A 25,751-nucleotide genomic window follows, 5' to 3' on the forward strand; every position below is an offset into this window, starting at 1 on the left:
GCACCAGCGATACGGACCCGGCCCGGTGCGACGTCCGTACAACGTTCCGCGCCGTGGTCCCGCTCTCCGTACCCCTGCCTGTCGTACGGAAGTAATGCCTGGTCGGAGTCGTCTCAAGGGGAAACCCTGGCGGGGTGAATCCATCGAACCAACTGGCGGAACCATCCCGTCCGGCAACCGAGTTCACGCTGCGGCTCAGCAGCACCCGCCGCGGTGCACGACTCGCCCGTACACTCGCCGTTCAGCAACTGACCGAGTGGCGCGGAGTCCCACACGATTCGGCCTCCGCGCAGGCCGTCGCACTTGTCACGGCAGAACTCGCCTCCAACGCGATCACCCATGGGCGTCTGCAGGGACGCGACTTCCGGCTGACGCTGCGGTTGTTGCCCGAGGCCGTCCGTATCGAGGTGACCGACACCCGTCCCGAACGCCTCCTCCCGGCTACAGCTCCGAAGCCCTGCGATCCGGTTGGCGAGACCGGGCGTGGTCTGCTGCTCGTCGAGGCGTACGCGAGCCGCTGGGGATGCGCGGTTCTCGATGCCTGCACCAAGTGCGTGTGGGCCGAAGTGCTCTGCTGAGGGCGCATGCAGGGGGCTGTGCTTGCCCACGTCCGGCCGGGTCAGGGGGACTTGAGCATGCCGCGAAGTTCGGCGACGAGACCGCGTACATCACGTTCGGCGACGGGTGTGGTGACGTGGCCGGTCATCGGGGCCGGGGGCGTGTCCGGCTCCGAAGCGGGGCGGCGGCAGGCGCGGCAGAGGCCGTCGGGGAGTGCTTCCGGGCGGCCGGGGACACCGCACTGGGTGCACTCCATCATCACGCGGGGGGTATGAGCAGCCGAGGCGGTGGGGGCGGCAGTGGCGGGCAGACGAGGCGACATCTTGTCGCGGAGCCTGCGGCGGACGAAGCCCAGCGGTGAGTTGACCTTGTCCGGCAGCCCGGCGACGAGGGACCGGACGAGGTGGTCCGGGGTCACGCCCCGCGCCAGCCAGTCCGCGCCAGCTCCTCCAACACTGTGCAGTCGGCTGCGGAGAGGGCCAGGCGCGGTTCTGTGCGGCCGAGTTGGGCCAGTGCCAGACAGGCGGGGGAGGGGCGCTCCGGGCTCAGGGCCGAGGAGGGCGCCGGGGACGGTGTGGGTGTCGGCTGTGTCTGCGGGGGAGTGGCACTCCGTTGCTGCGGTACAGCGTGCAGATGCCCGCCCGGCCCGCCGCCGAACGCGACGAAGACGCGATTACTGCATGGCGGAAGGCGACCCGGCAGGAGGTAAAAACCTCCGGACGGCGACCGGCGCGTTCATCTGCTTCGAGGATGAAGCGGGCGTAACCGGTCGGCCGCCCAAGGGCCGCACCTGGGGCCGGCGCGGGATCACCCCGACGGTGCGTGTGCCCGGGTGCAGCTGTGGCCGCCTCTCGGTGCCCGGGCTGCTGTGCATCAGGCCGGGCCTGCCCACCCGCCTGTGCCGACACGCCGGCCGCAAGGGCGAGCGCCGCTCGCTGAGCGAGACGGACTGCATCCGCCTGCTCGACGGCGCCCACCGGGACTGCGCCAGGTCCAGTACCGGCCCGACCTTATTGACGGAGGCCTTGCCGGCACTGGACTCACCCCGACGACACCACGCCTACAAGCTCAGTGACCGCCGACCTCGATCACGTAGTCGCGCTGCGCTGTCGGCTGACCGGAGCTCTGGTACGCCGTGACCGTGAACGGCGCCGCTCCCGCCCTGACCGGTGTCCCCACGATTCCGCCGGTGTCCGCATTGAGCACGAGGCCCGCGGGCAAGGTCCCCGAGGTCACCGCGTAGCGCGTGGTCGCCGGCGTGTTGGTCTTCACGGTCGCCTCGTACAGGGCTCCCTTGGCTGCCGCGGGCAGCGGTCCGGCATCGAGCTCCGGGGTCGGGGCGACGACGGCCTGGGGGGCGCCGACCGGCTTGCCGTCGGCGTCCAGCTCCTGCAGGGACCAGCGCTTGCCCGGCTCGACCGCGCTCAGGTGCCAGTTCGTCTTCAGGTCGCGGAACCGCGCCTGCTGCTCCGGGGTGAACGCGCCCAGGTTGCGTGCCGTCTCCCATTGCTGAATGGCGTCGAGCAGCCGCGTGGTGTTCTCGCCGCCCGACTCGAGGCGGGAGACCGAGCTCTGGAAACCTGTCCCGGCGTTCAGGCCGGCGCCTCGGGCCAGCTTCCACTCCATGGTGAGCAGACTGTCCGAGCCTTTGAGGCTGATCCAGCCGAGCATTCCGGGGAGGTAGTTCGCCTGGAGGTACTTGTTGTTGGTGAACACCTGCTCCATCGAGGTGCTGCCGACTTCACCCCAGCTGGCCCGGGTCAGCGCGTCCCAGGTGTTCGAGGTCATCCGGCTGGTCTCGGAGATGAATCCGTCCTTGGCGTCGATGCGCCGGAACGTCTTGTTCACGAGGTGAGCCATGCCGTAGGCGCCCCAGCCGGACTCCGATGCCGACTCCAGGCCGTCCCACGACATACCGTTGATGCCGGTGGTGTTCCAGGCGGTGGTCAGCCTGTCGCTGATCTCGTCGAGGACGGCATGGCCGCCGATCGCGCCGCCGTAGCTGTTGGCCATGACCCGGGCGGTGTGGTCGCCCTCAGGGTGCGAGACCGCGACCGATCCCCATCGCGCGCGCTGCACGCCGGTCAGCTTCCACTCCTTCCCGACCTGCTCGGCCGCTCCGTAGCTGACGAACTCGTCCCCGATGCGCAGGTAGCTGTAGCTCGGTCCCGCGGCGAGCAGCGCGCCGTCGTCGAGGTACACGGTGGTGTCGCCGGCCGTCAGCGGACGGGTGAGCGAGGCGGTGCCTCCCATCGCGAGCCGGTCGTCGGCGGGCGGCGTGAGGTAGGCGTCCCGCGGGAACCAGGCCCAGTTGTAGGGCTCGTCGCCGGTGCTGATGAAGTCCGACAGGGTGTGTACGCCGAGCTCTACACCGTTTGCTTTGGCGATGTCCACGGCCGCCGCGGCCCCGGCGTCGCTCCCGCCCAGGCTGGAGTCGAACTGGTAGTGGCCGCTCGACTCCCATGGGCCGTAGTTACTGGTGAGCGAGTAGATGCGGTTCATGCCGGCCGCCTTGGCGAATCGGGCCGCCGCCGGAATGTTGCCGGTCTCCAGGTCTCCGAGCACCAGCCATGACTGGCTGCTCGCCTGAGAGGCCTTCTGCCACTGACCGTTCAGCTTCGGGTAGGGCAGCTTCTCGCCCTTCGCGATGTTGGACAGGATCGTCGGCGTCGCCTCGGGCGAGGCTCCGAAGAGTGCGATCTTGGAACCGGCGATCCTGCCGTCGCGGCCGGGCAGCGGTCCGACCGGGATCGGATAGCCGCGTACCTTGCGGTGGCGTTCCTTCGTGTAGTCGAAGGTGAAGGCGCGCAGTACGGAACCCCAGGGGGTCACGCCTGCCGCGCTCCACTCCTCCAGGGAACCCACGCTCACATGGTCCGTATTGCGGTCGACCTCGCTCTCCCAGCCCATGTCCTGGTCCTCCTGCGGCCAGGCGCCTTCGGTCCGGTCGGTCAGCGGTCGGAGCCCGATGGCGAAATCGTCGTCGCGGACCACGCCCACCGATGTGCCGACCGTCTGGGAGATCGACGTGGCCAGTGGACCCCAGAGCAGGGTCTGCACATCGACGCCCTTCGGCGCGTCGACGGCGACCGCTTCGAACGTGGTGTAGCCGCCGCGACTGCTGACCAGCTTCACCTGGATCTTCCAGTGCGCGGCCTTGTTCCGGAACGTGAGCATCTGGCCACCGGGTCCGGAGCGGTCAACCGTGGTCGGCCTCTGCTGCTTGCCGTCGACGACCAGGCTGACCAGGGACGCCGCATGACCGGGCGCGAGGTGGTCGACCCCGGTCCTGACGTCCTCCAGACCCACGACCGTACCTGTCCTGTCGAGCTCCAGCTCCAGATAGCCGGCCTGGATCTCGATCGACGGAGTCTTTCCGCCAGGTCGTGCTTGCGCCGGCTGTGCGCCGACCGTGGGCAGAATGCCGGCGGTCAGCACCGCGAACGCCAGGGCACCGGCCGTCCGCCGACGCTGTTCGGGCCTCCTCCGGGGAGGCTGGGATCCGACTATGAGTCCTGAGAATCGCACGATATTACTCCTGTCACCTCTCGACGAAAACTGCTGCACCGGCCGCTCGTGCCGGTCATCCCTTCGTGGCACCCCCTGTCAGACCACGGACGAACTGCTTCTGGAAGGCGAGATAGAAGGCCAGGACGGGCAGTGTGGCCAACAGCATGAAGGCGAACACCGCCCCGAAGTCCTGCTGGTAGGGGCCGATGGAGCGGAAGATCCCGACCGTCACGGTGTTGCCGGCTCCGGGGCCCAGGACGAGCAGTGGGGTCAGGAAGTCGTTCCAGACCCATACCCCGAGGAAGATCAGCACGCTGGCCGACGCGGGCCGCAGCAGCGGGAAGACGACCTGCCAGAAGATCCGGAAACGGCCGGCGCCGTCGACCGCCGCGGCCTCTTCGAGTTCGCGCGGGATCGAGCGGATGAAGCCCATGAAGACGAACACGGCGAACGGCAGGTAGTACCCGACGTCGACCAGCACGGCTCCCGGCATCGAGTGCAACAGGCCGATGGCGTCGAGGATCCGCGTGATCGGAAGCATGATCACCGCGGGCGGGATCATCAGGCCGGACAGCATGACGCCGAGGACGGCACGGCTCCACCAGCGGCCCGACCGCACGAGATGGTACGCGGACATCGCGGCCAGCACGGTGGTGATGAGGATCGACGCCGCGGTCAGGGTGACGGAGTTGACGAGGCCGTACCAGAACAGCCCGTCCGGCCGGCTCAGTACGTGTTCGAGGTTGTCGAGGGTCGGCGGAACCGGGAGCGCCAACGGCGAGGTCACGACCTCGGAGCTGGGCTTGAAGACGTTGACCAGCGCCACGTAGAGCGGCATGCAGAAGACGGCCGCCACGCCGGTGGCCAACAGCGGCCGCATCCACGGCATTCGGGAGTTCACAGATTCACCTCTCGTCGTTGCAGGAGCCTGAGCACGGTCACGCTCGCGACCGAGACGACGACGAGCATGATCCCGGCCATCGCGGACGCCACTCCCGGACGTTGCTCGGAGAAGGCGGTGCGGATCACCGCGAAGGCCACGGTGGCCGTGCCGTCGGTGCCGGGGCCGCCGTTGGTGAGCACGGCGATCTGGTCGTAGACCTTGAACGAGCTGATCATCAGCATCACGGTGTTGATCGTCAGCGCGGGCGCGAGCAGCGGCCAGGTGATCGCGCGGAACTGCTGCCAGGGGCCGGCGCCGTCGAGGCTCGCCGCCTCGTCGAGCTCGGCGGGGATCCCCGCGAGCCCGGCGAGGTAGACCACGACGGCGAAGCCGAGCAGCTGCCAGACCATGATCCCGGAGACGGAGTAGATCGCGTACGACGGATCCGTGAGCCAGCCCGGCGGGTGCTCGACCCCCAGTGAGACGAGCGCGCTGTTCAGCAGGCCGTCATCCGCCAGGATCGAACGCCCGATCACCGACACCACCACAGCGGAGAGGATCACCGGTGTGAAGTAGACGCTGCGGAGCAGGCTGTAGAGCCGTCCCGGCCGGCGCAGCAGCAGGGCGATCGCGAGACCGAGCAGGTTCGTCAGCAGCACCACGATCACCGTGATCACCACGGTGTTCCACAGGGAGTGCCGGAACTCCTCGTTCCCGAGGAGGAATCCGTAGTTGTCCAGGCCTACGAACGAGGTCTCCGAGCGCGTGGCGCGCTCATCGGTCAACCCGGTGTAGAGGGTCCACAGGATGGGCGCCAGGACCATCGCGGTGAAGATCGCGAGGGTCGGCATGACGAAGACGGCGCCGGCTCCCACCGACGACCACGTCCAGGTGCGGCGCTGGTGCGGCCCACCCACGCGCCCGGACGGGGCCGAAGTGGCCGGCGGCCGGTCGGACCGCGACTTCCCTCCGGCGGCGTCGGTCCCCGTCCGGGCGCGCGAGGGGCGCGTCACTTCGCGAGCTCCTTGAACTTCGTGTTCAGCGTCGCGACGAACTTGTCCACGTCCGCACGGCCGTTGAGGAGATCGTTCAGTGCCGCGTCGACCTTGGGTATGAAGCCCGACGGCAGGGCCGGGACACCGCTCTCGTTTCCGAAGCTCGGCGTCACGGTTCCACCGGCCTGGGCCTTCTCGTAGAGATCGAGGGTGGTGTTGTACAGCGGCGGCAGGCCGGCCGGCGGCTTGTAGCCCTTGAGCGCGACGAACAGGCCGTCGTACCGCGCCCCGCCGTCGGCGTTCAGCTTCGAGAACTCGATGGCCCACTGCTTGGCCTTCGCGACGTCAGGGGACTTGGCGCTCACCGACAGTCCACCGCCGGTGTACACGGGCAGGACGAGCGAGCCGTCCTGCGTGGGCATGGGGAAGGCGCCGAACTCCTTCTGCTGCGCCTTGTCCGGGGACGCCGGGAACCACGAGCCCATCGGGTACATGGCGCCCTTGCCCTTGAGGAAGGCTTCCTGCGCCTGTGCGTAGGTGGCCGACAGGTTGTCGACGTTCTCCTTGCCCGCCAGTGCCTTCATCTTGGTCGCCGCGTTGACGAACAGCGGGTCGCTGAAGTCGGTCTTCCCCGCGGTCAGCTTGTCGAGCCACTTCGGGTCCTTGGCGTAGACCTCGTCGGCCACCAGCTGGGCGAAGGTCCAGCGCGGGCCGAGGCCGTCCGGTGCACCGCCGCCGATGACGAACGGCTTGATCTGCGCCGCCTTCAGCTTGTCGACCGCGGCGAGCAGGTCGTCCCACTTTTTCGGAGGAGTGGTGATGCCCGCCTTCTCGAAGGCCGCCTTGCGGTAGTAGATCTGCCACGTCTGCGAGTTGGTGGGAAGCTGGTAGATCTTGCCGTTGAAGCTGTTCGCGGTCGGGCTGGTCCAGTCCGCCACTTCCTTCTCGCTGAACTGGGCGAGCTTGCCGCCCTCCGCCAGTCCGGCGGGGTCGATCGCGACCATGATGTCGGGCAGTGCGCCGGTCGAGTCGAGCTGGCGCGTGTACTCGTTGCGCTGTTCGGCGCTCGGCGCGACGAGTTTCTTGATCTTCACCCCCGGCACCTTGGCACTGGTCCGGGCGATGATGTCGTCCCAGTAGGAGGCAGTGAGGTTGGGGGTCTCGAAGGTGAGCAGGCTCAACGTCACGTCATCGCCCGAACCGCTCCCACCTCCGTTCCCGCCGCCGACGGCACAGCCGGTCAGCGCGACCAGGCCCAACGACACCGCTACCGCACCCCAGTTGGCCCGCTTGCTCATGAGGCCCTCCTTGCTGGTCGAACCCACCGGGGGATGTCGCTCGGCCAGAATTTAGATAAGTAAGTTTCTTGGCAATATTGCTGTTGCGGCGTCAATTTAGATACCGTGCCGCCGTGAGTCAAGACATCGGTGAAACCCGGGGCAGCACGGCACCCGCAGGCCGTGCGGGCGATGCCCACCTCCTGCGCAGGCTCAATCTCTCGGCCACGGTGCGGGCCTTCCTCGACGCCGCGTCACTGACGGTCAGCGACGTGCGTTCGATCGTCGGAGTCTCCCGCCCCACCGCCGAGGACCTGGTGGCGACGCTGCTGGACGAGGGCTTCGTCCGTGAGGCGCTCGACCGTCCGAACGGCGAGCGGTCCGCGGGACGGCCGGCCCGGCGCTACGAGGTCGTGGCCGAGAACTTCGCCGTCGTCGGCGTCGACATCGGCGCCCACAAGGTGGCTGTGGTCGTCTGCGACCTGCGCGGAAACGTCCTGGCGGTGCGCAGACGCAGCGTCGACTCCCGCATCGGGCCGGCCGGGCGCATCGGGGCGGCGGCGCGACTGGCCGAGGCGACCCTCCGGCAGACCGGGACGAACGGGGAACACGTCCGCTCGGTGGCCTGCGGCATCACCGGTGTGGGGGCCAACGACTCGGAGGTCATGGACATCCGCACCGTTCCCGCGGGCCAGGACCTGGACGTCTACTCACTCCCGGGTTTCGACCGGATCGACGTCGTGTCGGAGGTGTCGGAACGCTTCAAGCGCGACGTGCTGGTCTCCAACGACATCCACCTCGCGGCGGTGGCCGAGCAGTGGCGGGGCGGCGCCGGGGCACGCGACCTCGTCTACATGCACGCCGGCCGCCGCCTCGGGGCCGCGATCGTCATCAACGGGCAGATCCACAACGGGCGGCACGGCCTGGCGGCGTCCGTCGGTTCGATGAAAATCCTGGGGTGGGCCGAGGCGATGGCGCAGCTCGACCGCGAGAGCCGCAAGCTTGCGGGCTCGGCCGCCGAGGAGTCCACCAGCGGCAACGTCCGGGCGCTCTTCGAAGCGGCCGCGAACGGCGACCGCACTGCGGTGCGGACCGTCGACCGCGTCGCCGAGGCCCTCGCCCTGGGCGCCTCCGTCCTGGTCCACGCCGTCGACCCCGATCTCGTCGTGCTCGGCGGCGGCCTGTCCCGCGCGGGGGACGTGCTCGCCGGTCCCTTCGAGCGGCACCTGGCCGCGACCTCCCTCAACCGGACGGGATTCCGCGTGTCCCTGCTCGGCGACGAGTCCGTCGCCCTCGGCGCCGCCCGGCTGGCGCTCGACGATCTCAAGGAGCGCCTGCTCGCAGTGCAGGCCTGATCCACCCCCCACGCCCCCTCTCACCGCACCAAGGAGTCACCGAATGATCGAGCCCGGACGCGTTGCCGTGCCCGTGCCCACCGCCCCCGTGTCCCTCTCCGGACTCGGCGGCACCGAGACCACGACGATGGTCCTGCTGCCGAGGGCGGACGGCTTGCCCGACATCGGGTGGGTGGGGCCTTCCCTGGCGGCGACGGACGTGAGATCCCTGACGATCCCGGCCTCGGTCGAGACCACGGCCTGGAACTCCTGGCTGATCGGCTCACAGGTCAGCGTGCTCCCGGAGCACGCGCGCGGCTACCTCGGACGGCCCGCGCTGCTCGGCCACCGGGTCGGCCCCGAAGGCCCCGGGAGCGACTGGTCCACCGCGTTCGGCCCCGGATCGGTGCGGTGTGACGACGGCTCACTCGTGGTCCGGGCCACCGACGGGGCAGCGGGACTCGAACTGTGCTTCGAGGCCGAAGCCGTCCCGGGCGGAGGGCTCCGCCTCCGGCACCTGTTGACCAACGTCGGCGCCGGTCCCTACGTGGTCGACGCGCTCGACGTGGTCGTCCCCGTTCCGACCGGCGCGGGCGAGATCCTCGACTTCACCGGGCGATGGGCCCGCGAGCGGCAGCCCCAGCGCCGTGCCCTCGCGGACGGGCAGTGGGTCCGGGAGCACCGCCGTGGCATGCGCGTCCTCGACGGCACCGGCCTGGTCGTGGTCGGTAGCCCCGGCTTCGGATACGGCCAGGGTGAGGTGCTCGGTGTCCACCTCGCCTGGAGTGGCAACCACCGGTACGCAGTCGAGCAGCTCAGCTCCGGCACCGCCGTCGTCCGGGCCGGCGAGTTGCTGCACCCGGGCGAGATGGTCCTCGCCGAGGGTGAGACGTACGCGATGCCCTGGGTGCACGTGGCCGCGTCCGCGCGCGGCCTCGACGGACTGGCGGACGCGACCCACCAGTACGTCCGGTCGCTCGCGGCCCATCCGTCCCGGCCCGCACCCGTCATGTTCAACCCGTGGGAGGCGGTCTACCTCGACCACGACCTCGACACGCTGACCGCGCTGGTCGACATCTCGGCCGAACTGGGTGCCGAGCGTTTCGTGCTCGACGACGGGTGGTTCGCGGGCCGCACCTCCCTCGACGACGGCCTGGGCGACTGGACCCCGGACCCGGCGGTGTGGCCGCACGGGCTGGCACCACTGGTGGACCGGGTGCACGAGAAGGGGATGGAGTTCGGGCTCTGGTGGGAGCCGGAGGCCGTCAACCCCAACTCCGCGGTCCACCGCGACCATCCCGACTGGATTCTGCGCACGGGCGACCGGTCGCCCGTGCTGGAACGCAACTGCTACCTGCTCGATCTCGGCCGGGAGGACGTGCGGACCCACCTGCTCGACGCCTTCGGCCGTCTGGTGGCGGCGCACCGGATCGACTTCGTCAAGTGGGACCACAACCGCGACCAGGTCGACGGCGGTGACTCGCGCGGCACCGGCCGGCCCGCTTCACGGCGGCAGACCCTCGCCTTCCGCGAGCTCCTCGATGAGCTGGCCCGCCGCCATCCCGGCATCTCGTGGGAGAGCTGCGCCTCGGGAGGCGGCAGGATCGACCTGGACGTGCTCGAGCGGGTCCAGAGCACCTGGGCCTCCGACGTCACCGATCCGCTGTCCCGCCAGCCGATCCAGCACTGGAGCGCCCAGCTCGCCCCGCTGGAGTACCTCGGCGCTCACGTCACCGCACCGGTCTCCCACCAGACCGGCCGGACCAGCGTCCTGGACCTCCGCGCGGCCACGGCCTTCTTCGGCCAGTTCGGCATCCAGTGGGACCTCACGAAGGTGCCGGCCCACGAGCTGGACCGTCTCGCGTCCTGGATCGGCCTTTACAAGCGGCACCGCGCGCTCCTGCACACGGGGCGGCTGACGCGTGTCGCACTGCCCGACGGTCTGCTCGCGCATGGAGTGGTCGCCCGGGACCGGTCGGAGGCGCTCTTCTCCTATGCCCAGCTCGATGAGATCGTGCCCGTGCCGCCTCGGCTCCGCATCCCTGGACTCGACCCGGACCGGACCTACCGCGCCTCGCTCGTCACGCCGGCCGACCCGTCGGTCACCTGGGAGGTCACGGGCGTCCAGGCCTCCGGTGCGGCGCTGGGAGCACTGGGGCTGCCAGGTCCCGCGCGGGCATCTCAGAGCGCGGCGCTGGTCCACCTGCGCGCCGTCTGATCCGGCGGATGGCCTCGTCGCGCAGCTTGAGCACGAGTTCGTCGAAGTCGGGCTCGAAGGCGAGGCGCTTGATGTCGCCGATGGACTCGGCCGGCACCTCCAGGATGATCGGCACGGTGGCGGCCGCAGCGCGTCCTGGACTTCGGTATCCACTCGCTGATCGCTGTACCGTTGCAGGCCCGCGACGTGGTGCTGGGGATGGTCGACTTCTGGCGCTCGGAGAAGGATCCCTTCGCGGAGGAGGATCTGTCCTTCGCCGAGGAGTTGGCCGCCCGAGCGGCGGTCGCGATCGACAACGCCCGCCGCTACACCCGCGAGCACACCATGGCGGTCGCCCTGCAGCGCAGCCTGCTGCCCCACAGCCTGCCCGAGCAGTCGGCCCTGGACGTGGCTCACCGCTACCTGCCCGCTCAGGCCGGGGTGGGCGGGGACTGGTTCGACGTCATCCCCCTGCCCGGCGCCCGCGTCGCCCTGGTCGTCGGCGATGTCGTCGGGCACGGCCTGCATGCGGCTGTCACCATGGGCCGCCTGCGCACCGTCGTCCACAATTTCTGTGCCCTCGACCTGTCCACTGGCGAACTCCTGGGCCAGCTGGACGAGTTGGTCGCCCACATCGACCAGAACGAGGCCGCCGAGGGCGAGAGCGAAGGCATCACCGGCGCCACCTGCCTGCTTGCGATCTACGACCCGGACTCCGGCCGTTGCAGCATCGCCCGGGCCGGCCACCCCGGACCCGCCCTTGTGCTCACCAATGGCACCGTCACCTTCCCCGACGTGCCCGTCTCCCCGCCCCTTGGCCTGGGCGCCGGCCTGCCGATCGAGACCGCCGAACTGAACCTGCCCGAGGGCTCCCGGCTGGTCTTGTACACCGACGGGCTCATCGGAAACCGCGACCGCGACATCGACACCGGCCTCGAACTCCTGAGCGGCATGGTGCTTGTAATACCGCGTCGGGGTCGTTTTGTTGTGTCGGCACCGTAAGCAGGTGCGACGACGCGTCGCAAGCCGGCCACGATTAGCCGTACTTGCTCGCCGTTACGGGTCGGGGAGGTCAGGGGGGTTTCCCACCCCCCTATGACCCGCTGGTTAAAGAAGGCGCTCGGATCCCGGCGCCCGGGTCTCCTCGCTCGTGTCCCGGCGCCCGGATCCCGAAGCTCAGGACTCGGCCGAAGACCCTGGTGCGTACCCACGAAAGAGTGAGGAGGGCGGTGCGGTAACTCGGTCTCGACACCCGGGTTTCGAGACCCGAGTTTCGAGCCCCGGCACATGGCGGCACGACACACCCCTCCGCCCCGTACCTATAGCTGTTCACCCCATGGGAAGGTTCCCCGCGCCGCTCTACCGTGGCGGACTCGAACCACCGAGCCCACCCCCCCGGACGGGAGAGCCGCGATGCGCAGAGCAACGAGCACCTTGCTCGGCATGCTCCTCACACTGCTGAGCCTCGGAGCAGCCACCACAGCGGCCCACGCCGCCCCACCCGGCTACCTCACCCTCGAAGCCACCTACACCACCGTCGCCAACGGCTGGGACCGCGTCGACCGCTACCTCGACACCACCAGCGGCTTCCATGCCGAGCAGTACCCCTCGGACGGCCGTGGCGACCAGGACGGTCAGCGGCGCACCTTCTTCGGCGGCGTCAAGCAGCCCTATTCCGGCCGCTTCCTCCTCTACTCCGCCCCCGGCTGGAACAGCGGCAGTCACCAGACCCCCGTCCTCCTCGTCCACGGCGCCAACGACAACGCCGACCGCGCCTGGGCCAACCCCGGCGAAGCCGGTGGCTACGGCTGCGGGGCCCTGTCCTGCCCCAGCACCGGACTCATGCAGTACCTCGCCGCCCGCGGCTACCGCGTCTTCGCCGTCAACTTCGCCCACAAGCAGGGCGACAACCTGATGCAGGCCCAGCAGGTCGGCGACGCCATCGCCGCCATCAAGGACCGGCTCGGCGTCAGCCAGGTGGACCTCGTCGGCTGGAGCAAGGGGGAGATATCCACCCGAGCCTACGTCTCCTCACTGCGCCCCACCTGGGGACGCCCCTACGCCGGAGACGTACGCCGCCTCCTCACCCTCGGCGGCCCCAACGGCGGCTACGACTACCCCTACGCCCACGGCTGGGCCCACGACTTCAGCATCTGGCCCCAGTGCGGCGGCAGCGTCAACGCCCCCTCGCCCCACCTCTACATGACCTGCTACGGCACCTACACCGCCCACCCGGAATTCGCCTTCGCCCCCACCAACGGCTATGACGTCTATCCCGGACAACGCCAGATGCTCGCCCGCTGGGACGCCACCTACGGCATCGACATGACCCAACAGGACTGGTACACCACCTACCACGGTGGCCAGGGCTTCTACACCTCCGGCAGCGGCATCCAGACCGCCATCGACGCCGGCTCCCTGATCACCCCCCTCCACAAGGCAGGCATCCCCGGCTCCGTCGCCACCTACCTCCTCGCCGGAGGATCCCCCAGCGTCCTCGGCATCTACAACGAGAACCGCGGCCCCAGCGACGGCGTGGTCTTCGTCGACAGTGCCCTCGACCGCACCGGCATCGCCAACGTTGCCGACACCGCCCTCATCACCACCGCCAACCACCTCCAACTCGGCTGGCACTCCTCCGCCAGCGCCCAGATCGCCGCCTGGCTCGGCTGACCCTGCCACTCCCAAGGACGGACCATGACCTCGCCCGCACTCCTCCCCGGCATCCACGCTCGACGGATCACCACCCCCCGGCTCACCCTCAACCTCCTCGAACTCCCAGACCGGACCGGCGAACCCGTCCTCTTCGTCCACGGCAACGTCTCCGCCGCCACCTTCTGGCAGCAGGCCATGCTCGACCTGCCCCACGCCTACCGCCCCCTCGCCGTCGACCTCCGCGGTTTCGGCGACACCGACTCCCTCCCCGTCGACGCCACCCGCGGCGTCCGGGACTACAGCGACGACCTCACCGCCCTTTGCGACACCCTCGCCCTCGACCGCGTCCACCTCGTCGGCTGGAGCATGGGCGGCGGCATCGCCCTCCAACACCTCCGCGATCACCCCGCCGCCGTCCGCAGCCTCACCCTCGTCAACCCCGTCTCCCCCTACGGCTTCGGCGGCACCCATGGCCCCGACGGCCTGCTCAACCACCCCGACGGTGCCGGCTCCGGCGCAGGCACCGTCAACCCCGAATTCGTCCAGCGCCTCAAAGACGGCGACCACAGCGAGGACTCACCACTCTCCCCCCGCGCCGTCCTCGCCTCCAGCTACGTCAAACCGCCGCTCCGCCCCGCGCTTGAGGACGCCTTCGTCGACGCGATGCTCTCCACCCGCACGGGAGAAGAGCACTACCCCGGCGACACCCGCCCCAGCGACCACTGGCCCGGCACCGCACCCGGCCCCCGAGGTGTCCTCAACGCCATGGCCCCCACCCACTTCCGTATCGACGACCTGCACCGGATCGAGCCCAAACCGCCCATCGGCTGGATCCGCGGCACCGACGACGTCATCGTCTCCGACACCTCGCTCTTCGACCTCGCCCACCTCGGTGCACTCGGCGCCGTCCCCGGCTGGCCCGGCGCCGCGCACTGCCCCGCCCAGCCCATGGTCGCCCAGACCCGTCACGCACTCGATCACTACGCCGCCGCGGGCGGCCCCGTCCGCGAAACCGCCATCCCGGACGCCGGCCACGCCGTCCACATCGACAAACCCAAGGAGTTCACCGCGGCCCTCCTCGACACCCTCACCGCGGGCCGGTGAAGCCACAGGCCGTGGTTGACGCTCCCCGTCGTCGACCGAACCCACCGACGCCCGCGGCCCCGGCCGGCGACTGACCGCAACCTCACCCTGTCCGAGGACCCGCGACAGGACGTGCAGGGGGACGGTGGTTGTCCCGGCCTCGTGATCGGGCAGTGGGAGCGGCGTCACCGAAGAGCGACTCGGAATTCCAGGTCGAATTGAGCAGGATCAGTTGCTGACCGGTCCGCACACCCGGTGCACGGCGGAAGCGCTCGCGACAGGGCCGGGCGGCGAGTATCCGGTCGAAGCAGGGGTCCCCGGCGAGTACGGCGGTAGGTGCCGTCCAGGAACAGGCGATGCGCAACCGTTCGTACTGCTCGGGATGGGACAGGACGAGCGCGTCCGCCGCTGCTGTCGCCGGTGGACCGATTACGGTTCAATAGTGATCGCCCGGTCCCGTGGAACCGCGATCTCCACCGGGCCCGAAGGCCGCCGGCACGCTCTGCGACCGCGGCCGTACGACAGAACAGGCAGGGCCGGTGTGATGCGGATGTTCTTCGCGCCCGAGGAGACCGAAGAATACGAGGCAGCGCGTTCGCTGCTGATCCACCGCATGGGGCAGTGGGCCCGCGAGCGGGGCGAGAGCGTGGACCCGTTCGTCGTCGAGACGGCGCTCGATTATCGCCATCGAGGTACCCGCGACGGGCGACTGGGGCTGTGGGAGCCCCGGCACATCGAGGCGTATCTGCTGGACTGGATGCCGCGCACGATCACCGTGCTGCCCGGCGAGGAGTTGGCGGATGTGCCCGGCGCGCTCGCAGCCCTGCTGCGCTACCTCGACGCGATGGGCCTCAGCGACCCGCGCGGGGCCTCGCTGGCCGACAACCTGGCTGCGATCGAGACCCTCGCACCGCGGCACGCCCCCGCCATGGCTGACCGCAACCGATGGGGAATGGCGAAGTTCTGGACGACCACCGCAGCCGAGCAGGGTGTCGACATCCACGATCCGGCGGCGCTTCAGCGCTTCGTGGAGCGGGCTCAGCGAGGCGAGGTGACGTACGACCAGGACGTACTGGACGAGGTGATGCGCAACCACCTGACGCGCGGCCCGGCAGCCGTGACACGCGCCGAACCGCAGCTGCCGGTCCTGCTGCCCGCGGAGAAGGAGCTGCGTGCGCGCGCCGAGACGTCCCGCGCGCTGCGGTGGCTGCGAGGAATCGCCGACTGGGCGGGCCATGAGGGGCGCGTGCTCACCGCGACAGGCAACCTGCGGATGGCAGACGCGCGGGCCCTCGTCGCCCAGCTGGGGACAGGCGACGCGGCGGAAACGGTGCGCTCCTCCACGCAGCTGCCGCGGCTGGGGCTTGCGGTCGAGTGGGCGAAGAAGGCCCGGCTGGTACGGGTGGTCAAGGGGCGGCTCTACGCGGTCGCCAAGGCGCAGCCCCTGCTGAAGGACCCGCTCGCGCTGTGGCGGCGTGCCTTCGAGACCTTCTCCGAGCTGCGCGGACCACTCCTGGGTACCCGCGGCAGCCGACACGTCGAGTCAATGCTCTTCGACAGCTTCCAGGACATCGTGCCGGATGTTCTCAACACCCTCTACGGCCTACCGCACGCCATGCCCTGGCCCCGGCTGCGCGACTCGCTGCACCTGGCCTACCGCGCCGAGTACGACCTGACCGGGCACTACGCCTGGAAGATGGAACTCGGACATGCGGACCGTGATCTGCGCACCGTACTGGACGTGCTGGAGGACCTGGGCGCGATCAAGCGGCACGAGGGCATGGCCGACCCGGTCTTCCTCGACATACCGCTCGAGGAGCACGCGCTGCCGCCCGCCGGGATGCCGCCGGAGCTCGCCGAGCTCTTCGGTGCCGTCGCCGGTGGACAGGGGGAGAGCGAGGAGGCCGAGGTCAGGCGTGAGGAACAGCGGGCGGAACTGGTCGGCGGACCCGTCGAGTTGATCCGTCTCACCGCCCTCGGCCACGACTCCGTACGCCGTCGGCTGCTGGCCGAGGGGCGCGATGCCCCGCTCATCGGTGAACTCGCCCACGCCCCCGCCGCCGGTCTCCTCGGTGTCATTGCCGAGCACTACGACCCGGACGCCGCCCGCACCGAACTCGCTGCCTGGACCGCCGCCCAGGAGGGCCCTGCCGAGGCGCTGGAGAAGCTGACCGACGCGGTGCGCACCTGCCCGTTCCGCACCCGCGCCGAAGCCATGCTCGACGCTCTCGTCGAGGCGTACCCGGATGGCGAGGCCATGCTGCGCGGCCTGCGCGGCGACCCGCTCCTCGCCCCCACCGTCCTGAGTGTCCTGGTACGCCGGGAGGTCCTCGGTGCCGAGGACCTCACCGAGCCCGAGAGCCTCCTCATGGTCGCCGAGAGTCTGCTCCAGCTCCTCGAGACGGCGGGTCCCGAAGGCTTCCTCACAATCCTGGGAGGCCAGGAACTCTCTGTCCATAAGGCTCTTGAGGCCGCTCTCGGATCCGGGCACCCCGACCGGGCAGGCCTGGCAGACCTGAGGACGGTCGCCGAGCAGGCCCGGCGGCAGCCGGTCGTGCGTCTCGGCCGCAGCCATCAGCGGCGCCGGCCGGGCGCCGGCGGCAAGGGCAGGGGCGGCAAGCGGCGGCGGTGACGCCGCACGCGGTCGGGGCCGCAGCGGTCCGGGTGACGCCGCCCTCGGCGAAGCCGCCGAACGCGCCGGCGGACATCGTGCGAGGGGCTTGTCGATGCACCTGGCACCGGGCCGACGGTCTCGGAGAAGTCTCGCGGAGGCGGGCAGCGGAAGGGCAGGGTGTCCCGCCCGCTCGCGGGACCGTCCTGTTCGGGTAATCGGTCTTCGGAGGTCGTCCGGCAGTCGCCTTGCTCAAGCGGTAATCCTCAAGTTACTTCGGGTATAGGTGAGTTGGGTGTGCGCCATGTCGCAGCATCACCGCATCGGGGGTTGCAGTGAGGGAACCGAGAACAGTTGAGGTTGTCGGCGTGGGGGCGCTGAACGTGGACTACATCGCCTCCGCGTCCCGGTTGTCGCAGCTCATGGCGGAACAGGTGCAGGAATCGGTGGCCCGCTTCGAATGGAACACCGAGGGGCCGGTGGACCAGGCGTCCGTCACCAAGGCCATCGAGCGCCTCGGAGGGGCCTCGCTCGATGCCTCGCTCGGCGGCTCCGCATGGCTGACCATCTTCACGCTCGCGCAGCTGCGTCTCGACGTGCGGCTGGGATATATAGGTGTGGTGGGCCGGATCGAGACACCTGGTCTGTCCTTTCTGGGGCAGATGGACCGGCTCGGCATCGACCGCACCATGGTCACCCGTCGCCCTGATCTTCTTTGCGGTGTCTGTCTGTCCTACCTGGACGATGTGGAACGAGTCCTGCTCACACACCCTGGAGCGAACTTTGCGATGGCCGACCATCTGCGCTCCCGGGCCGACGCGATCGCCGCCTACCTTTCGGCTGCCCGCATCGTGCACGTCACCTCGTTTCTGGACGAGGAGACGCCACCGCTTCTCTTGGATGTCCTGCGCGACGCGAAAGAACGCAATCCCGCTCTGTTGGTGAGCTTCGACCCGGGCTTCGACTGGGCCAAGCACCCCACCCGCGCCATTGAGGGCATCCTTGCCCTGTCGGACCTCATCTTCGTCAATCACCGTGAGTTCAAGGCACTCGCCGACTACACCGTGGGGGAGTCGGACGAGGTTCTGGCCGCCCGGCTTGTGGAACGGATCGTCCCGACTGCCACCGTGTTCGTGACCAAGCGCTACGACGCGGTGGATGTTTTCCGGGCATCGGCCACCGGGGTACAGGCACGCCGCTTCCAGCTGCGCCGTCCGCTCCGCGAGATCAGCGTGGAGGACGCGACCGGAGCCGGTGATGTGTTCTCGGCGTCTGTGCTGGCAGCCCGCGTCTCCCGACCCCTTCAGGTGGAACTGGGGGCCAGGCTCGGCCTCGGAGTCGTGAGACGCCGCACCGGGCGGGAAGCCGCGGCCAGCGCGCCCGCGGAGGCGTCCCTGGTCCAGGCCCCGGAAGACCTGACCGGGCCCGGAAGCCGCCCGAGTGCGGTGCTGGTCGCCCATGAGGGCGAGAGCGGATGGACGAAGTTGGACAGGTTCCTGACCGAGGACCTGGATCTCCCCGTACGCGGGATAGATCTGTCCGCTCCTTCCGCGGCAGAACCGGGGAAGACCCGTCCCCGCAGACGCGGCCCCGTGACGGAGGCGCAACTCGCGAGCTGCGGGTTCGCCGTATGCGTACTGGGGGCCACCCGCACCATGGCAGGCGGGTCGCGCCGCGCCGGGGAGACCGTCGTCCATCAGGTGGGAATCTTCCAGGGTTTTTACGGATTCGGCCGGGTCGCGATTCTGGCCGAGGAGGGGTGTGAGGCACCCTCGAACATCGCCGGCCTGATCCGGCTGGACTCTCCTTCCGGACGAATCGAGTCCGTCTTCTGGGAGTTGGAGCGCATGCTGGAGAGGGAAGGGTTTCTGCATGGGAGAAGACCAGGTGAGCAGTGACTCGCACCGTCAGGCCCCGCGCACCGGCTTCGCCCGGGACGTGGTCGGCATCGGCGCCCTCAACCTCGACTACATCATCCCCGCCGACCATCGCCCCCGCGGCGACCGTCAGCGTCTCAGCACCCGCATCGGGGACCTTCTGGAGCCGGGACAGGCGGTGCCGGAATGGGGCACCGAGGCCGCGGTGGACGAGCAGACCGTGTACGCCGCCCTCGAAGCCGCCGATGCCGAGGTACTGCAGACGTCACTCGGTGGCTCAGCCTACAATGCGCTCCATACGCTCGCCGGGCTCCAACTCGACCTGCGTCTGGGATACATCGGTGTCGCAGGGCGCGTACCGGGTCCGGGACTCACGGCGGCGCAGCAGCTGAGCGCCGACGCAATCGACAGCCGGTACGTCTTCCAGAATCCGGACCGGCTGTGCGGCGTCTGTTTCTCCTTCACCGAGGACGGCGAACGGACGCTGCTGACCCACCCGGGCGCGAACACGGGCATGGGCGACTACCTGGCACGCCACTTCGATGAGCTGGTGGCGTATTTGGCAGATACCCATGTCGTTCACGTCACCAGCTTCTTCGATCCCGACACTCCGGGCCGGCTGCTCGCCCTGCTTGCCGAGGTGAAGCGCGCCAACCCGGCCACGCTCATCTGCGTCGACCCCGGTCACGTGTGGAGTCAGAAGGCCTCAGGGGCCGTAGGTGGCATCATCGCCCTGGCGGACTATCTGCTCCTCAACCACCGCGAGTTCCAGGAACTCGGAGGCGCGCACCGCGCCATCGACCCCTCGGGGCCTCCCGGTACCGCCGATTCGGACGGTCGGGCCCCATCCGCACCTGCCGGCGATCTCGACGAGCAGAACGCAGCCCGGGTGCTGGACCTGCTCGCCAACGACCGGGCTCAGCTTGTCGTCAAGCGCCGCTCCGGCATTCATGCGTGGCAGCGCGACGGAAGTAAGAGTCTCGGCGATTTCTACCCCCAGCTCGTACTGACGGACGATCAGATCGAGGACGACACCGGAGCCGGTGACGTCTTCGCCGCCGGCCTGCTCGCCGTGATGACGGGTGAACGGCTCCAGACCGAGCTCGGCTGTCTGCTGGGCATGACGCTGGCCAGGCACAAGCTCCGCTACGTCGGCAGTCACGGCCACGCCCAACTTGCGCAGGTCACCAAGGACTTCATTCGGTCTCTCGACCATGCGCGGCAATCCACGGCAGCACCGGAGGGTGTCTTCATCGCCCACGGCCGCAATCCTGACTGGCTAGCGGTCAAGGCTTTCGTGGAGCAGCGCTTCGGCCTGCCCGTCTACTCCTTCGAGTCCAACTCCTGGGGCAGCCGTCCGGTGACCGAGGCCCTTCAGGACTACCTGCAGCGCTGCACCTTCGCGATCTGTGTGCTCACCGCCGAGGACACCACCGATGAAGGCCACCGAGTTGCTCGGCAGAACGTCATTCATGAGATCGGTCTTTTCCAGGGGCGCCACGGATTCGATCGCGTCCTCGTTCTGGCCGAAGACGGCTGCGCCACCCTTCCCGAAACCGCCGACGCACGTACCGCGACCTTTCCCCGCCACGCCATCGACAAGGCATTCTGGTCACTGGACCAGGCCCTGCGCCGCTCCGGATTCTCGCGCCCCTGACGTCCGAACGGTCTCAGGTTTCAGTGGGACAGAGGGAATACGGCCGGGCGAGGCGGAATATGGCCGAAGCGGGCCATGCAGTTTGCGTACCGGTGGCGACCTTCAGGGCGTCCAGGGTGTGACGTCCGCCCCGGTTGGCGTTGTGCAGACAGCAGTCGGCGTCGCCGGGTTCGAGGCCGTACACCGGCGGCATGAACGGCTTGCCGACCAGCGTGGTGTACTTGCCGATCACCTTCTTCGCGTCGTCGATGAAGTAGTACGCGTCGGGGCGCCGCTCCTGCTGGCCGGGTCCGGACCGGGGAACCGAAGTTGCAGGCGTCGGGCGCGAAGGTGTTGCGGTAGACGCCGTAGTCCGCACTGGAGAGGTAGCAGGGCTGGGAGTTGTTGTAGCCGCCCTCGTTCCAGTTGGTGTTTTGGCGACGTACACCGTCTTTTCACGGTGGGAGGAACTGCCTTCTGCTCGCCCCCACCGAAGAAGAATGGCCAGGGGAGTTCACCCCCTCTTGTGATCAAACATGCGCCACTGTCCGGCTCTTGTTGTCATAAAAGTGGCAGCTGTGGTCGTGATTGGCAGCTAAAGCTTCACGGGACATCCCTATAGTGGTCCCGCGTTGACCGTGGGTCCGTAACACCAAACCGCCGCCACAGGAGTCAGTTCGATGACGCCCCCCTCTTCCGCCGTGCCTGCGCCGCCCGAGCCCGACGCAACTCCCGGCGGGGACTGCGCCATGGGGCACGGCCCGGCCGCAGTGCCGCTCAGCGGTCCCGAGTTCCACACCGACCCCCAGGTCCTCTACCGCACCATGCGGCGCGACCACGGACCCGTGGTGCCCGTCGAACTGCCCGGAGGGTTTCCGGCCTGGCTGGTCATTGGCTACCGGGAACTCCACCAGGTCACCAGCGACGGCCAGTTGTTCCCCCGGGACGTCGGGCTGTGGAACCAATGGGAGCACATTCCCGAGGACTGGCCGCTGCTCCCGATGGTCGGGCGACCCATGCCGTCGATCTACTTCACCGCGGGCGCCGAGCACCGCCGCCACGCCGAGATGGTGGTGCCGGCCCTGGAGGGTGCGGATCCGTTCGAAATCCGGCGCCACTGCGAGGAGTTGGCCGACCGGCTCATCGATGACCTCTGCACACGCGGAAGCGCCGAACTGGTCGCCGAGTTCGCCGAGCCACTGCCCGTGCTGGTCCTCGCCAGGCTCATCGGCTTCCCGGACGCGGAAGGCGCGGACATCGCCCGGGTGCTGAAGGAGCTGGCCGACGGCGGTCCCGGGGCGCAGAGCGCGCATGCGCGGTTCGGGGAGCACATGCAGCGGCTGGTGGCGGCCAAGCGGGCGGCGCCCGGGAACGACGTGACCACGCGAATGATGGCCCATCACGAGCCTTTCACCGATGAGGAGTACGTGCTCGACCTCATGGCCGTCACGGCTGCCGGGCATCTGCCCACAGCCGACTGGATCAGCAACTCCCTGCGGCTGATGCTCACCGACGACCAGTTCGCCGACTCCCTCTTCGGCGGCCGGCACAGCATCGGCGAGGCGATGAACGAGGTTCTCTGGGAGGAGAGTCCGACCCCGATCCTCGCCGGCCGCTGGGCGGCCCGGGACACCCGGCTCGCCGGCCGGGACATCAAGGCCGGAGACATGCTGCTTCTCGGCCTGGGAGCGGCCAACTCCGATCCGCATGTGCGGCAGCATCTCTCCACCGGCCACCCCTCCGGCCAGCGCGGCAACAGTGCGCACCTTGCTTTCAGCCACGGGGAGTACCGCTGCCCGTTCCCCGCTCAGGAAATCGCCGAGATCACCGCCCGTACCGGAATCGAGGTGCTCCTGGACCGGCTGCCCGATCTCGCCCTGGCGGTTCCCGAGGAGACGCTTGTGCGGCGGCAGTCCGCCTTCCTGCGGGGGATGGAATCACTGCCGGTCCTGTTCACCCCCGTACGTACGACAGGAGATGTCTCTTGAACTGCCCTCACGCCGCTGCCCAGCAGGCCGATTCCGCCTGGGCCGGCGGGACCGTCGTCATCGACCCCATGGTGCAGGACCTGGACGGTGAGACGGCGCGGCTGCGCGACGCCGGACCGCTCGCCAGGATCGAGCTGCTCGGCGTACCGGCCTGGACCGTCACCCGGCACGCCGAAGCCCGCCAGCTGCTCGTCGACACCCGTCTGGTGAAGGACCTCGACGCCTGGGGTCTCTGGCAGAGCGGAGCGGTGACGCATGCCTGGCCGCTGATCGGCATGATCGACGCCGGGCGTTCGATGTTCACCGTGGACGGCGCGGAGCACCGGCGGCTGCGCACGAAGACCTCCCAGGCCCTCACGCCACGTCGGCTCGAAGCGATACGGCCGGACATCGAGAGGTTCACCGAGGAGCTGCTGGACGCTCTGGCCGAGCAGGGCAAGGACGGTGTGGTCGACCTCAAGTCCGTGTTCGCGCAGCCGCTGCCGATGCGCGTGGTCGGCATGCTGATGGGCGTGGACGAAGCCGAGCACGCCATGCTGACGAAGAGGTACAAGGCCTTCTTCTCGATGCTCACCCCACACGACGAACGGATGGCGCTGCTGGCCGAGTTGGACGTCTTCTACGCCGCGCTCGTCCGTGAGAGGACGGCACGGCCGAAGGACGATCTCACCAGTGCGCTCATCCTCGCCGAGGAAGGCGGGGACCCGCTCACCGAAGAAGAGGTGGTCGGCAATCTCAAGGCGATGGTTGCGGCCGGGCACGAGACCACCATCGGGCTGATCCTCAACGCGGTACGGGCCCTGCTCGCCCACCCCGATCAGCTGCGCAAGGTCCTCGACGGCGAGATCTCGTGGGAGACAGTGATCGAGGAGACGCTGCGCTGGGACACTCCCACCACCCATCTTCTGATGCGGTTCGCCACCGAGGACATCAAGGTCGGCGACGAGGTGATCGCCAAGGGGGAGGGCGTGGTCATCTCCTACCGGGTCATCGGCCGTGACGTCGAGCAGCACGGACCGGACGCCGATGCCTTCGACATCACCCGGCCGGCCCCGATCCGGCACATGACCTTCGGGCACGGCCCGCACATCTGCCCCGGGGCCGCACTGTCGCGCGTGGAGGCGGGCATCGCCCTTCCCGCACTGTTCGGGCGCTTTCCCCGGCTGTTGCTCGCCGTGCCGGACAAGGAGCTCCGTAAACTGCCGGTGATGACACAGAACGACTTGGAGTGCTTCCCGGTTCTGCTGCACGGCTGACTGCCGGCCGGGCCGCCGCCACCCCTGCGGCGGTGGCCCGGTGCTGGGGTGGCGGAGGCCGGCCCTTCGCCTCCTTCCACGGACTGTCGTACACCGACGTCACCCACAGCGGTCTCACGGCCGAGCGCGACGGCGACCTGCTGCACATCGGGCAGACCGTCATCAACACCGGTGCCGTCGCCGCCGTGGGCTGAGAGCACCGCGGGCTCCCCAGGCCTCTTCGGGGCGGACGGTCGCCCGCCCCGCCCGTCCGCCCAGCGCCCCGGCCACCGCTACCGCGCCCGGACCGTCGCCATCACCTCGCGGTCCGGTTGCAGCGTCAGTGTCGGTACGGGGTTCACGGTGCCCGGATCCACGTCCAGTTCGAACCGGCGTGCCAGCACGGCCAGGATCAGCACCGCCTCGACCATCGCGAACCGGGTGCCGAGGCAGACCCGGGGACCGCCGCCGAACGGGAACCAGGCGTACTCCTCGATGTCGTCGCCCTCCTCGGGATCCCAGCGCTCGGGGCGGAACTCCGCCGGCTCCGGAAACCACCGTTCGTCACGGTGCGTCGCCCACTGACTGGTCCACACCCTCGTGCCCTGCGGTATCGGGACACCGCCGATCCGCGCCCCCTCCTTGGCGACGCCGGTGACCAGCCAGATCGTCGGGTAGAGACGCAGGGTCTCCTTGACCACCGACTGGGTGTACGTCAGCCGGGCATAGTCCTCGAACTCCGGCTCCCGGTCACCGAGTACCTCGACCAGTTCCTCGGTCAGCGCGGCGCGCACCCGCGGATTGCGGGACAGCAGATACCAGGCCCACACCAGAGTGGAGCTCGTCGTCTCGTGCCCGCCGATGTACAACGTGACGGTCTCGTCGCGGATCTCCTGGTCCGTGAGGTGTGCGCCCGTCTCGTCGACCGCGGTCAGCAGCCGGCTCAGCAGGTCGGGACGATCGTCCCCGCCGTCGCGGTGACGGGCGACGACCCGGCCCACCTCGGCGTCGATGACCGCGGCGGCCTTCCTGATCCTGGCCCGGCCCGGTGTCGGCACCCGGTCCGGCAGCAGCGCGCCGATTCCGGCGAACTCCTTACCGATCTCCTGCTGCGCCACATCCATGGCCCGGCCCATCGCATCCGCGTCGGCGGGGGTGTCGACGCCGAAGATCGTACGGACCGCGATCCGCTGCGTCAGCGCCGCCATCTCCCGCTTGATGTCGATGCGTTCGCCGCCGGACCAGGTGTCCGCCAGCTCCACCGCACTGCCCGCCATCGTCGCCGCGTACGACCGGACCTGCTTGGGGCGCACGGATGGCTGCACCAGCGACCGCTTCCGACGCCAGTCCGCGCCCCGGGCGACCACCACGCCATTGCCCATCACCGTGCGGAACGCGATGCCGAGCGCCGGCTGGTCGAAGGTGCGTTCCGTCTCGGTGAGCAGCTCGCCTATGCACTCCGGATCGGCTATGTACACGCATGAGTGAGGACCGAATCGCCAGCCGACCATGTCGCCGTGTGCGCGCAGCCGCTCGAAGAAGGCGAGGGGGTTCTTCGCTAACTGGCGCATGTTCCCGAGGAACGGCAGCCCCTTCGGGCCGGGCACGATCCTGTGGCCGCGCGGCTCGGCGTCTACGGCCGCGCCGGTCTCCGTGGACATGAAAGTCTCCGCTCCCTTGTGGCGCACCACATCGCCGGACGGGTTCCGGACCACGGCCCATCGCACCGCCGGGCGGGTTCCGGACCCGTCCGGCGGTGCCGTGCGCCTTACGGCGCGACAGCCGCTACCCTCGACAACTCACGTACCGCACAAGGCCGATGACACCTGCCACGGCATGCGATACAGCTGACGTCAGGTCGCTGCGCACCGATGCGGTGGGCCGTGGTTCGGAACCTGCCCCGCGGTGTGCG

17 protein-coding genes and 4 pseudogenes are annotated in these 25,751 nt (G+C 69.4%); 13 read left to right on the top strand and 8 right to left on the bottom strand.

All coding sequences use genetic code 11. The annotated features are described in order from the left end of the window. Positions 1-134: 134 nt before the first annotated feature. A complete protein-coding gene (locus OG306_RS34460; protein WP_266904778.1) occupies positions 135-578 on the top strand; it encodes an ATP-binding protein in 444 nt (147 codons plus the stop codon). Positions 579-619: 41 nt separating this feature from the next. On the opposite strand, the gene OG306_RS34465 is transcribed toward OG306_RS34460, so the two are convergent. Then, the gene (locus OG306_RS34465) at positions 620-976 is read right to left on the bottom strand and encodes a hypothetical protein (protein ID WP_371666051.1); all 357 of its coding nucleotides are present in this window, start codon (positions 974-976) and stop codon (positions 620-622) included. Between the two features lie 203 nt (positions 977-1,179). Here OG306_RS34465 and OG306_RS40990 point away from each other — a divergent pair. Next, positions 1,180-1,535: pseudogene (locus OG306_RS40990) on the top strand (IS630 family transposase); the annotation flags it as partial. 91 nt (positions 1,536-1,626) lie between these two features. Here the strand turns inward: OG306_RS40990 and OG306_RS34470 are convergent. The 4 genes from OG306_RS34470 to OG306_RS34485 form a co-directional block, all read right to left on the bottom strand. Next, positions 1,627-4,086, bottom strand: a complete 2,460-nt coding sequence (locus OG306_RS34470) for an Ig domain-containing protein (protein WP_266904776.1) — start codon at positions 4,084-4,086, stop codon at positions 1,627-1,629. Positions 4,087-4,141: 55 nt separating this feature from the next. Further along, positions 4,142-4,969: a carbohydrate ABC transporter permease gene (locus OG306_RS34475; protein ID WP_266750168.1), complete on the bottom strand. Its 828-nt coding sequence runs from the start codon at positions 4,967-4,969 to the stop codon at positions 4,142-4,144. Beyond that, positions 4,966-5,775: a carbohydrate ABC transporter permease gene (locus tag OG306_RS34480; protein WP_371666291.1), complete on the bottom strand. Its 810-nt coding sequence runs from the start codon at positions 5,773-5,775 to the stop codon at positions 4,966-4,968. Before OG306_RS34480 ends, OG306_RS34475 begins: the two co-directional genes overlap by 4 nt. A gap of 185 nt (positions 5,776-5,960) precedes the next feature. Then, positions 5,961-7,244 (bottom strand): ABC transporter substrate-binding protein, encoded by a 1,284-nt coding sequence (locus OG306_RS34485; RefSeq protein WP_266750172.1) that lies wholly within the window; start codon positions 7,242-7,244, stop codon positions 5,961-5,963. 113 nt (positions 7,245-7,357) lie between these two features. Between OG306_RS34485 and OG306_RS34490 the strand changes: the two genes are divergently transcribed. From OG306_RS34490 to OG306_RS34510, 5 genes and pseudogenes are all read left to right on the top strand, one after another. Further along, complete coding sequence (locus OG306_RS34490; protein WP_266750173.1) at positions 7,358-8,578, top strand: ROK family protein; 1,221 nt, start codon at positions 7,358-7,360, stop codon at positions 8,576-8,578. A gap of 43 nt (positions 8,579-8,621) precedes the next feature. Then, positions 8,622-10,775 (top strand): alpha-galactosidase, encoded by a 2,154-nt coding sequence (locus OG306_RS34495; RefSeq protein WP_266750175.1) that lies wholly within the window; start codon positions 8,622-8,624, stop codon positions 10,773-10,775. A 126-nt stretch (positions 10,776-10,901) separates the two neighbouring features. Then, a pseudogene (locus tag OG306_RS34500) lies at positions 10,902-11,699 on the top strand (PP2C family protein-serine/threonine phosphatase); the annotation flags it as partial. A 468-nt stretch (positions 11,700-12,167) separates the two neighbouring features. Further along, a complete protein-coding gene (locus OG306_RS34505; protein ID WP_266750177.1) occupies positions 12,168-13,427 on the top strand; it encodes an esterase/lipase family protein in 1,260 nt (419 codons plus the stop codon). Positions 13,428-13,451: 24 nt separating this feature from the next. Further along, positions 13,452-14,513 (top strand): alpha/beta hydrolase, encoded by a 1,062-nt coding sequence (locus tag OG306_RS34510; RefSeq protein ID WP_266750179.1) that lies wholly within the window; start codon positions 13,452-13,454, stop codon positions 14,511-14,513. Positions 14,514-14,676: 163 nt separating this feature from the next. Here OG306_RS34510 and OG306_RS34515 read toward each other — a convergent pair. Further along, positions 14,677-14,922, bottom strand: a pseudogene (locus OG306_RS34515) (hypothetical protein); the annotation flags it as partial. A 12-nt stretch (positions 14,923-14,934) separates the two neighbouring features. Between OG306_RS34515 and OG306_RS34520 the strand changes: the two are divergent. The 3 genes from OG306_RS34520 to OG306_RS34530 all read left to right on the top strand — a co-directional run bounded on the left by OG306_RS34520 (position 14,935) and on the right by OG306_RS34530 (position 20,637). Next, positions 14,935-17,124: a hypothetical protein gene (locus OG306_RS34520; RefSeq protein ID WP_266750180.1), complete on the top strand. Its 2,190-nt coding sequence runs from the start codon at positions 14,935-14,937 to the stop codon at positions 17,122-17,124. Positions 17,125-17,471: 347 nt separating this feature from the next. Continuing rightward, on the top strand, positions 17,472-19,001 hold the full coding sequence (locus OG306_RS34525) for a PfkB family carbohydrate kinase (protein ID WP_371666052.1): 1,530 nt from the start codon (positions 17,472-17,474) through the stop codon (positions 18,999-19,001). After that, the gene (locus OG306_RS34530) at positions 18,976-20,637 is read left to right on the top strand and encodes a PfkB family carbohydrate kinase (protein WP_371666053.1); all 1,662 of its coding nucleotides are present in this window, start codon (positions 18,976-18,978) and stop codon (positions 20,635-20,637) included. Before OG306_RS34525 ends, OG306_RS34530 begins: the two co-directional genes overlap by 26 nt. An 88-nt stretch (positions 20,638-20,725) precedes the next feature. On the opposite strand, the pseudogene OG306_RS34535 reads toward OG306_RS34530, so the two are convergent. Beyond that, positions 20,726-21,091 (bottom strand): annotated as a pseudogene (locus tag OG306_RS34535) (glycoside hydrolase); the annotation flags it as partial. 205 nt (positions 21,092-21,296) lie between these two features. On the opposite strand from OG306_RS34535, the gene OG306_RS34540 reads away from it, so the two are divergent. The 3 genes from OG306_RS34540 to OG306_RS34550 are packed head-to-tail and all read left to right on the top strand — an operon-like array spanning position 21,297 to position 24,054. Further along, a complete protein-coding gene (locus OG306_RS34540; RefSeq protein WP_266750184.1) occupies positions 21,297-22,604 on the top strand; it encodes a cytochrome P450 in 1,308 nt (435 codons plus the stop codon). Beyond that, a complete protein-coding gene (locus OG306_RS34545; protein ID WP_266904772.1) occupies positions 22,601-23,860 on the top strand; it encodes a cytochrome P450 family protein in 1,260 nt (419 codons plus the stop codon). Before OG306_RS34540 ends, OG306_RS34545 begins: the two co-directional genes overlap by 4 nt. 32 nt (positions 23,861-23,892) lie before the next feature. Next, on the top strand, positions 23,893-24,054 hold the full coding sequence (locus tag OG306_RS34550; RefSeq protein WP_327258518.1) for a hypothetical protein: 162 nt from the start codon (positions 23,893-23,895) through the stop codon (positions 24,052-24,054). 78 nt (positions 24,055-24,132) lie between these two features. Here the strand turns inward: OG306_RS34550 and OG306_RS34555 are convergent, their stop codons facing one another. Continuing rightward, positions 24,133-25,500, bottom strand: a complete 1,368-nt coding sequence (locus tag OG306_RS34555; RefSeq protein WP_266904770.1) for a cytochrome P450 — start codon at positions 25,498-25,500, stop codon at positions 24,133-24,135. Positions 25,501-25,751: the final 251 nt, after the last annotated feature.

This window comes from Streptomyces sp. NBC_01241 (genome assembly GCF_041435435.1).
In the GTDB taxonomy this organism is placed as follows: domain Bacteria; phylum Actinomycetota; class Actinomycetes; order Streptomycetales; family Streptomycetaceae; genus Streptomyces.

What these genes read in the sequence shown, in the direction of transcription:
- OG306_RS34530 (WP_371666053.1), top strand. Translation starts at nt 18,976, where the DNA reads ATGGGAGAAGACCAGGTGAGCAGTGACTCGCACCGTCAGGCCCCGCGC.
- OG306_RS34480 (WP_371666291.1), bottom strand. Translation starts at nt 5,775, where the DNA reads ATGGTCCTGGCGCCCATCCTGTGGACCCTCTACACCGGGTTGACCGAT.
- OG306_RS34555 (WP_266904770.1), bottom strand. Translation starts at nt 25,500, where the DNA reads ATGTCCACGGAGACCGGCGCGGCCGTAGACGCCGAGCCGCGCGGCCAC.
- OG306_RS34540 (WP_266750184.1), top strand. Translation starts at nt 21,297, where the DNA reads ATGACGCCCCCCTCTTCCGCCGTGCCTGCGCCGCCCGAGCCCGACGCA.
- OG306_RS34495 (WP_266750175.1), top strand. Translation starts at nt 8,622, where the DNA reads ATGATCGAGCCCGGACGCGTTGCCGTGCCCGTGCCCACCGCCCCCGTG.
- OG306_RS34505 (WP_266750177.1), top strand. Translation starts at nt 12,168, where the DNA reads ATGCGCAGAGCAACGAGCACCTTGCTCGGCATGCTCCTCACACTGCTG.
- OG306_RS34485 (WP_266750172.1), bottom strand. Translation starts at nt 7,244, where the DNA reads ATGAGCAAGCGGGCCAACTGGGGTGCGGTAGCGGTGTCGTTGGGCCTG.
- OG306_RS34510 (WP_266750179.1), top strand. Translation starts at nt 13,452, where the DNA reads ATGACCTCGCCCGCACTCCTCCCCGGCATCCACGCTCGACGGATCACC.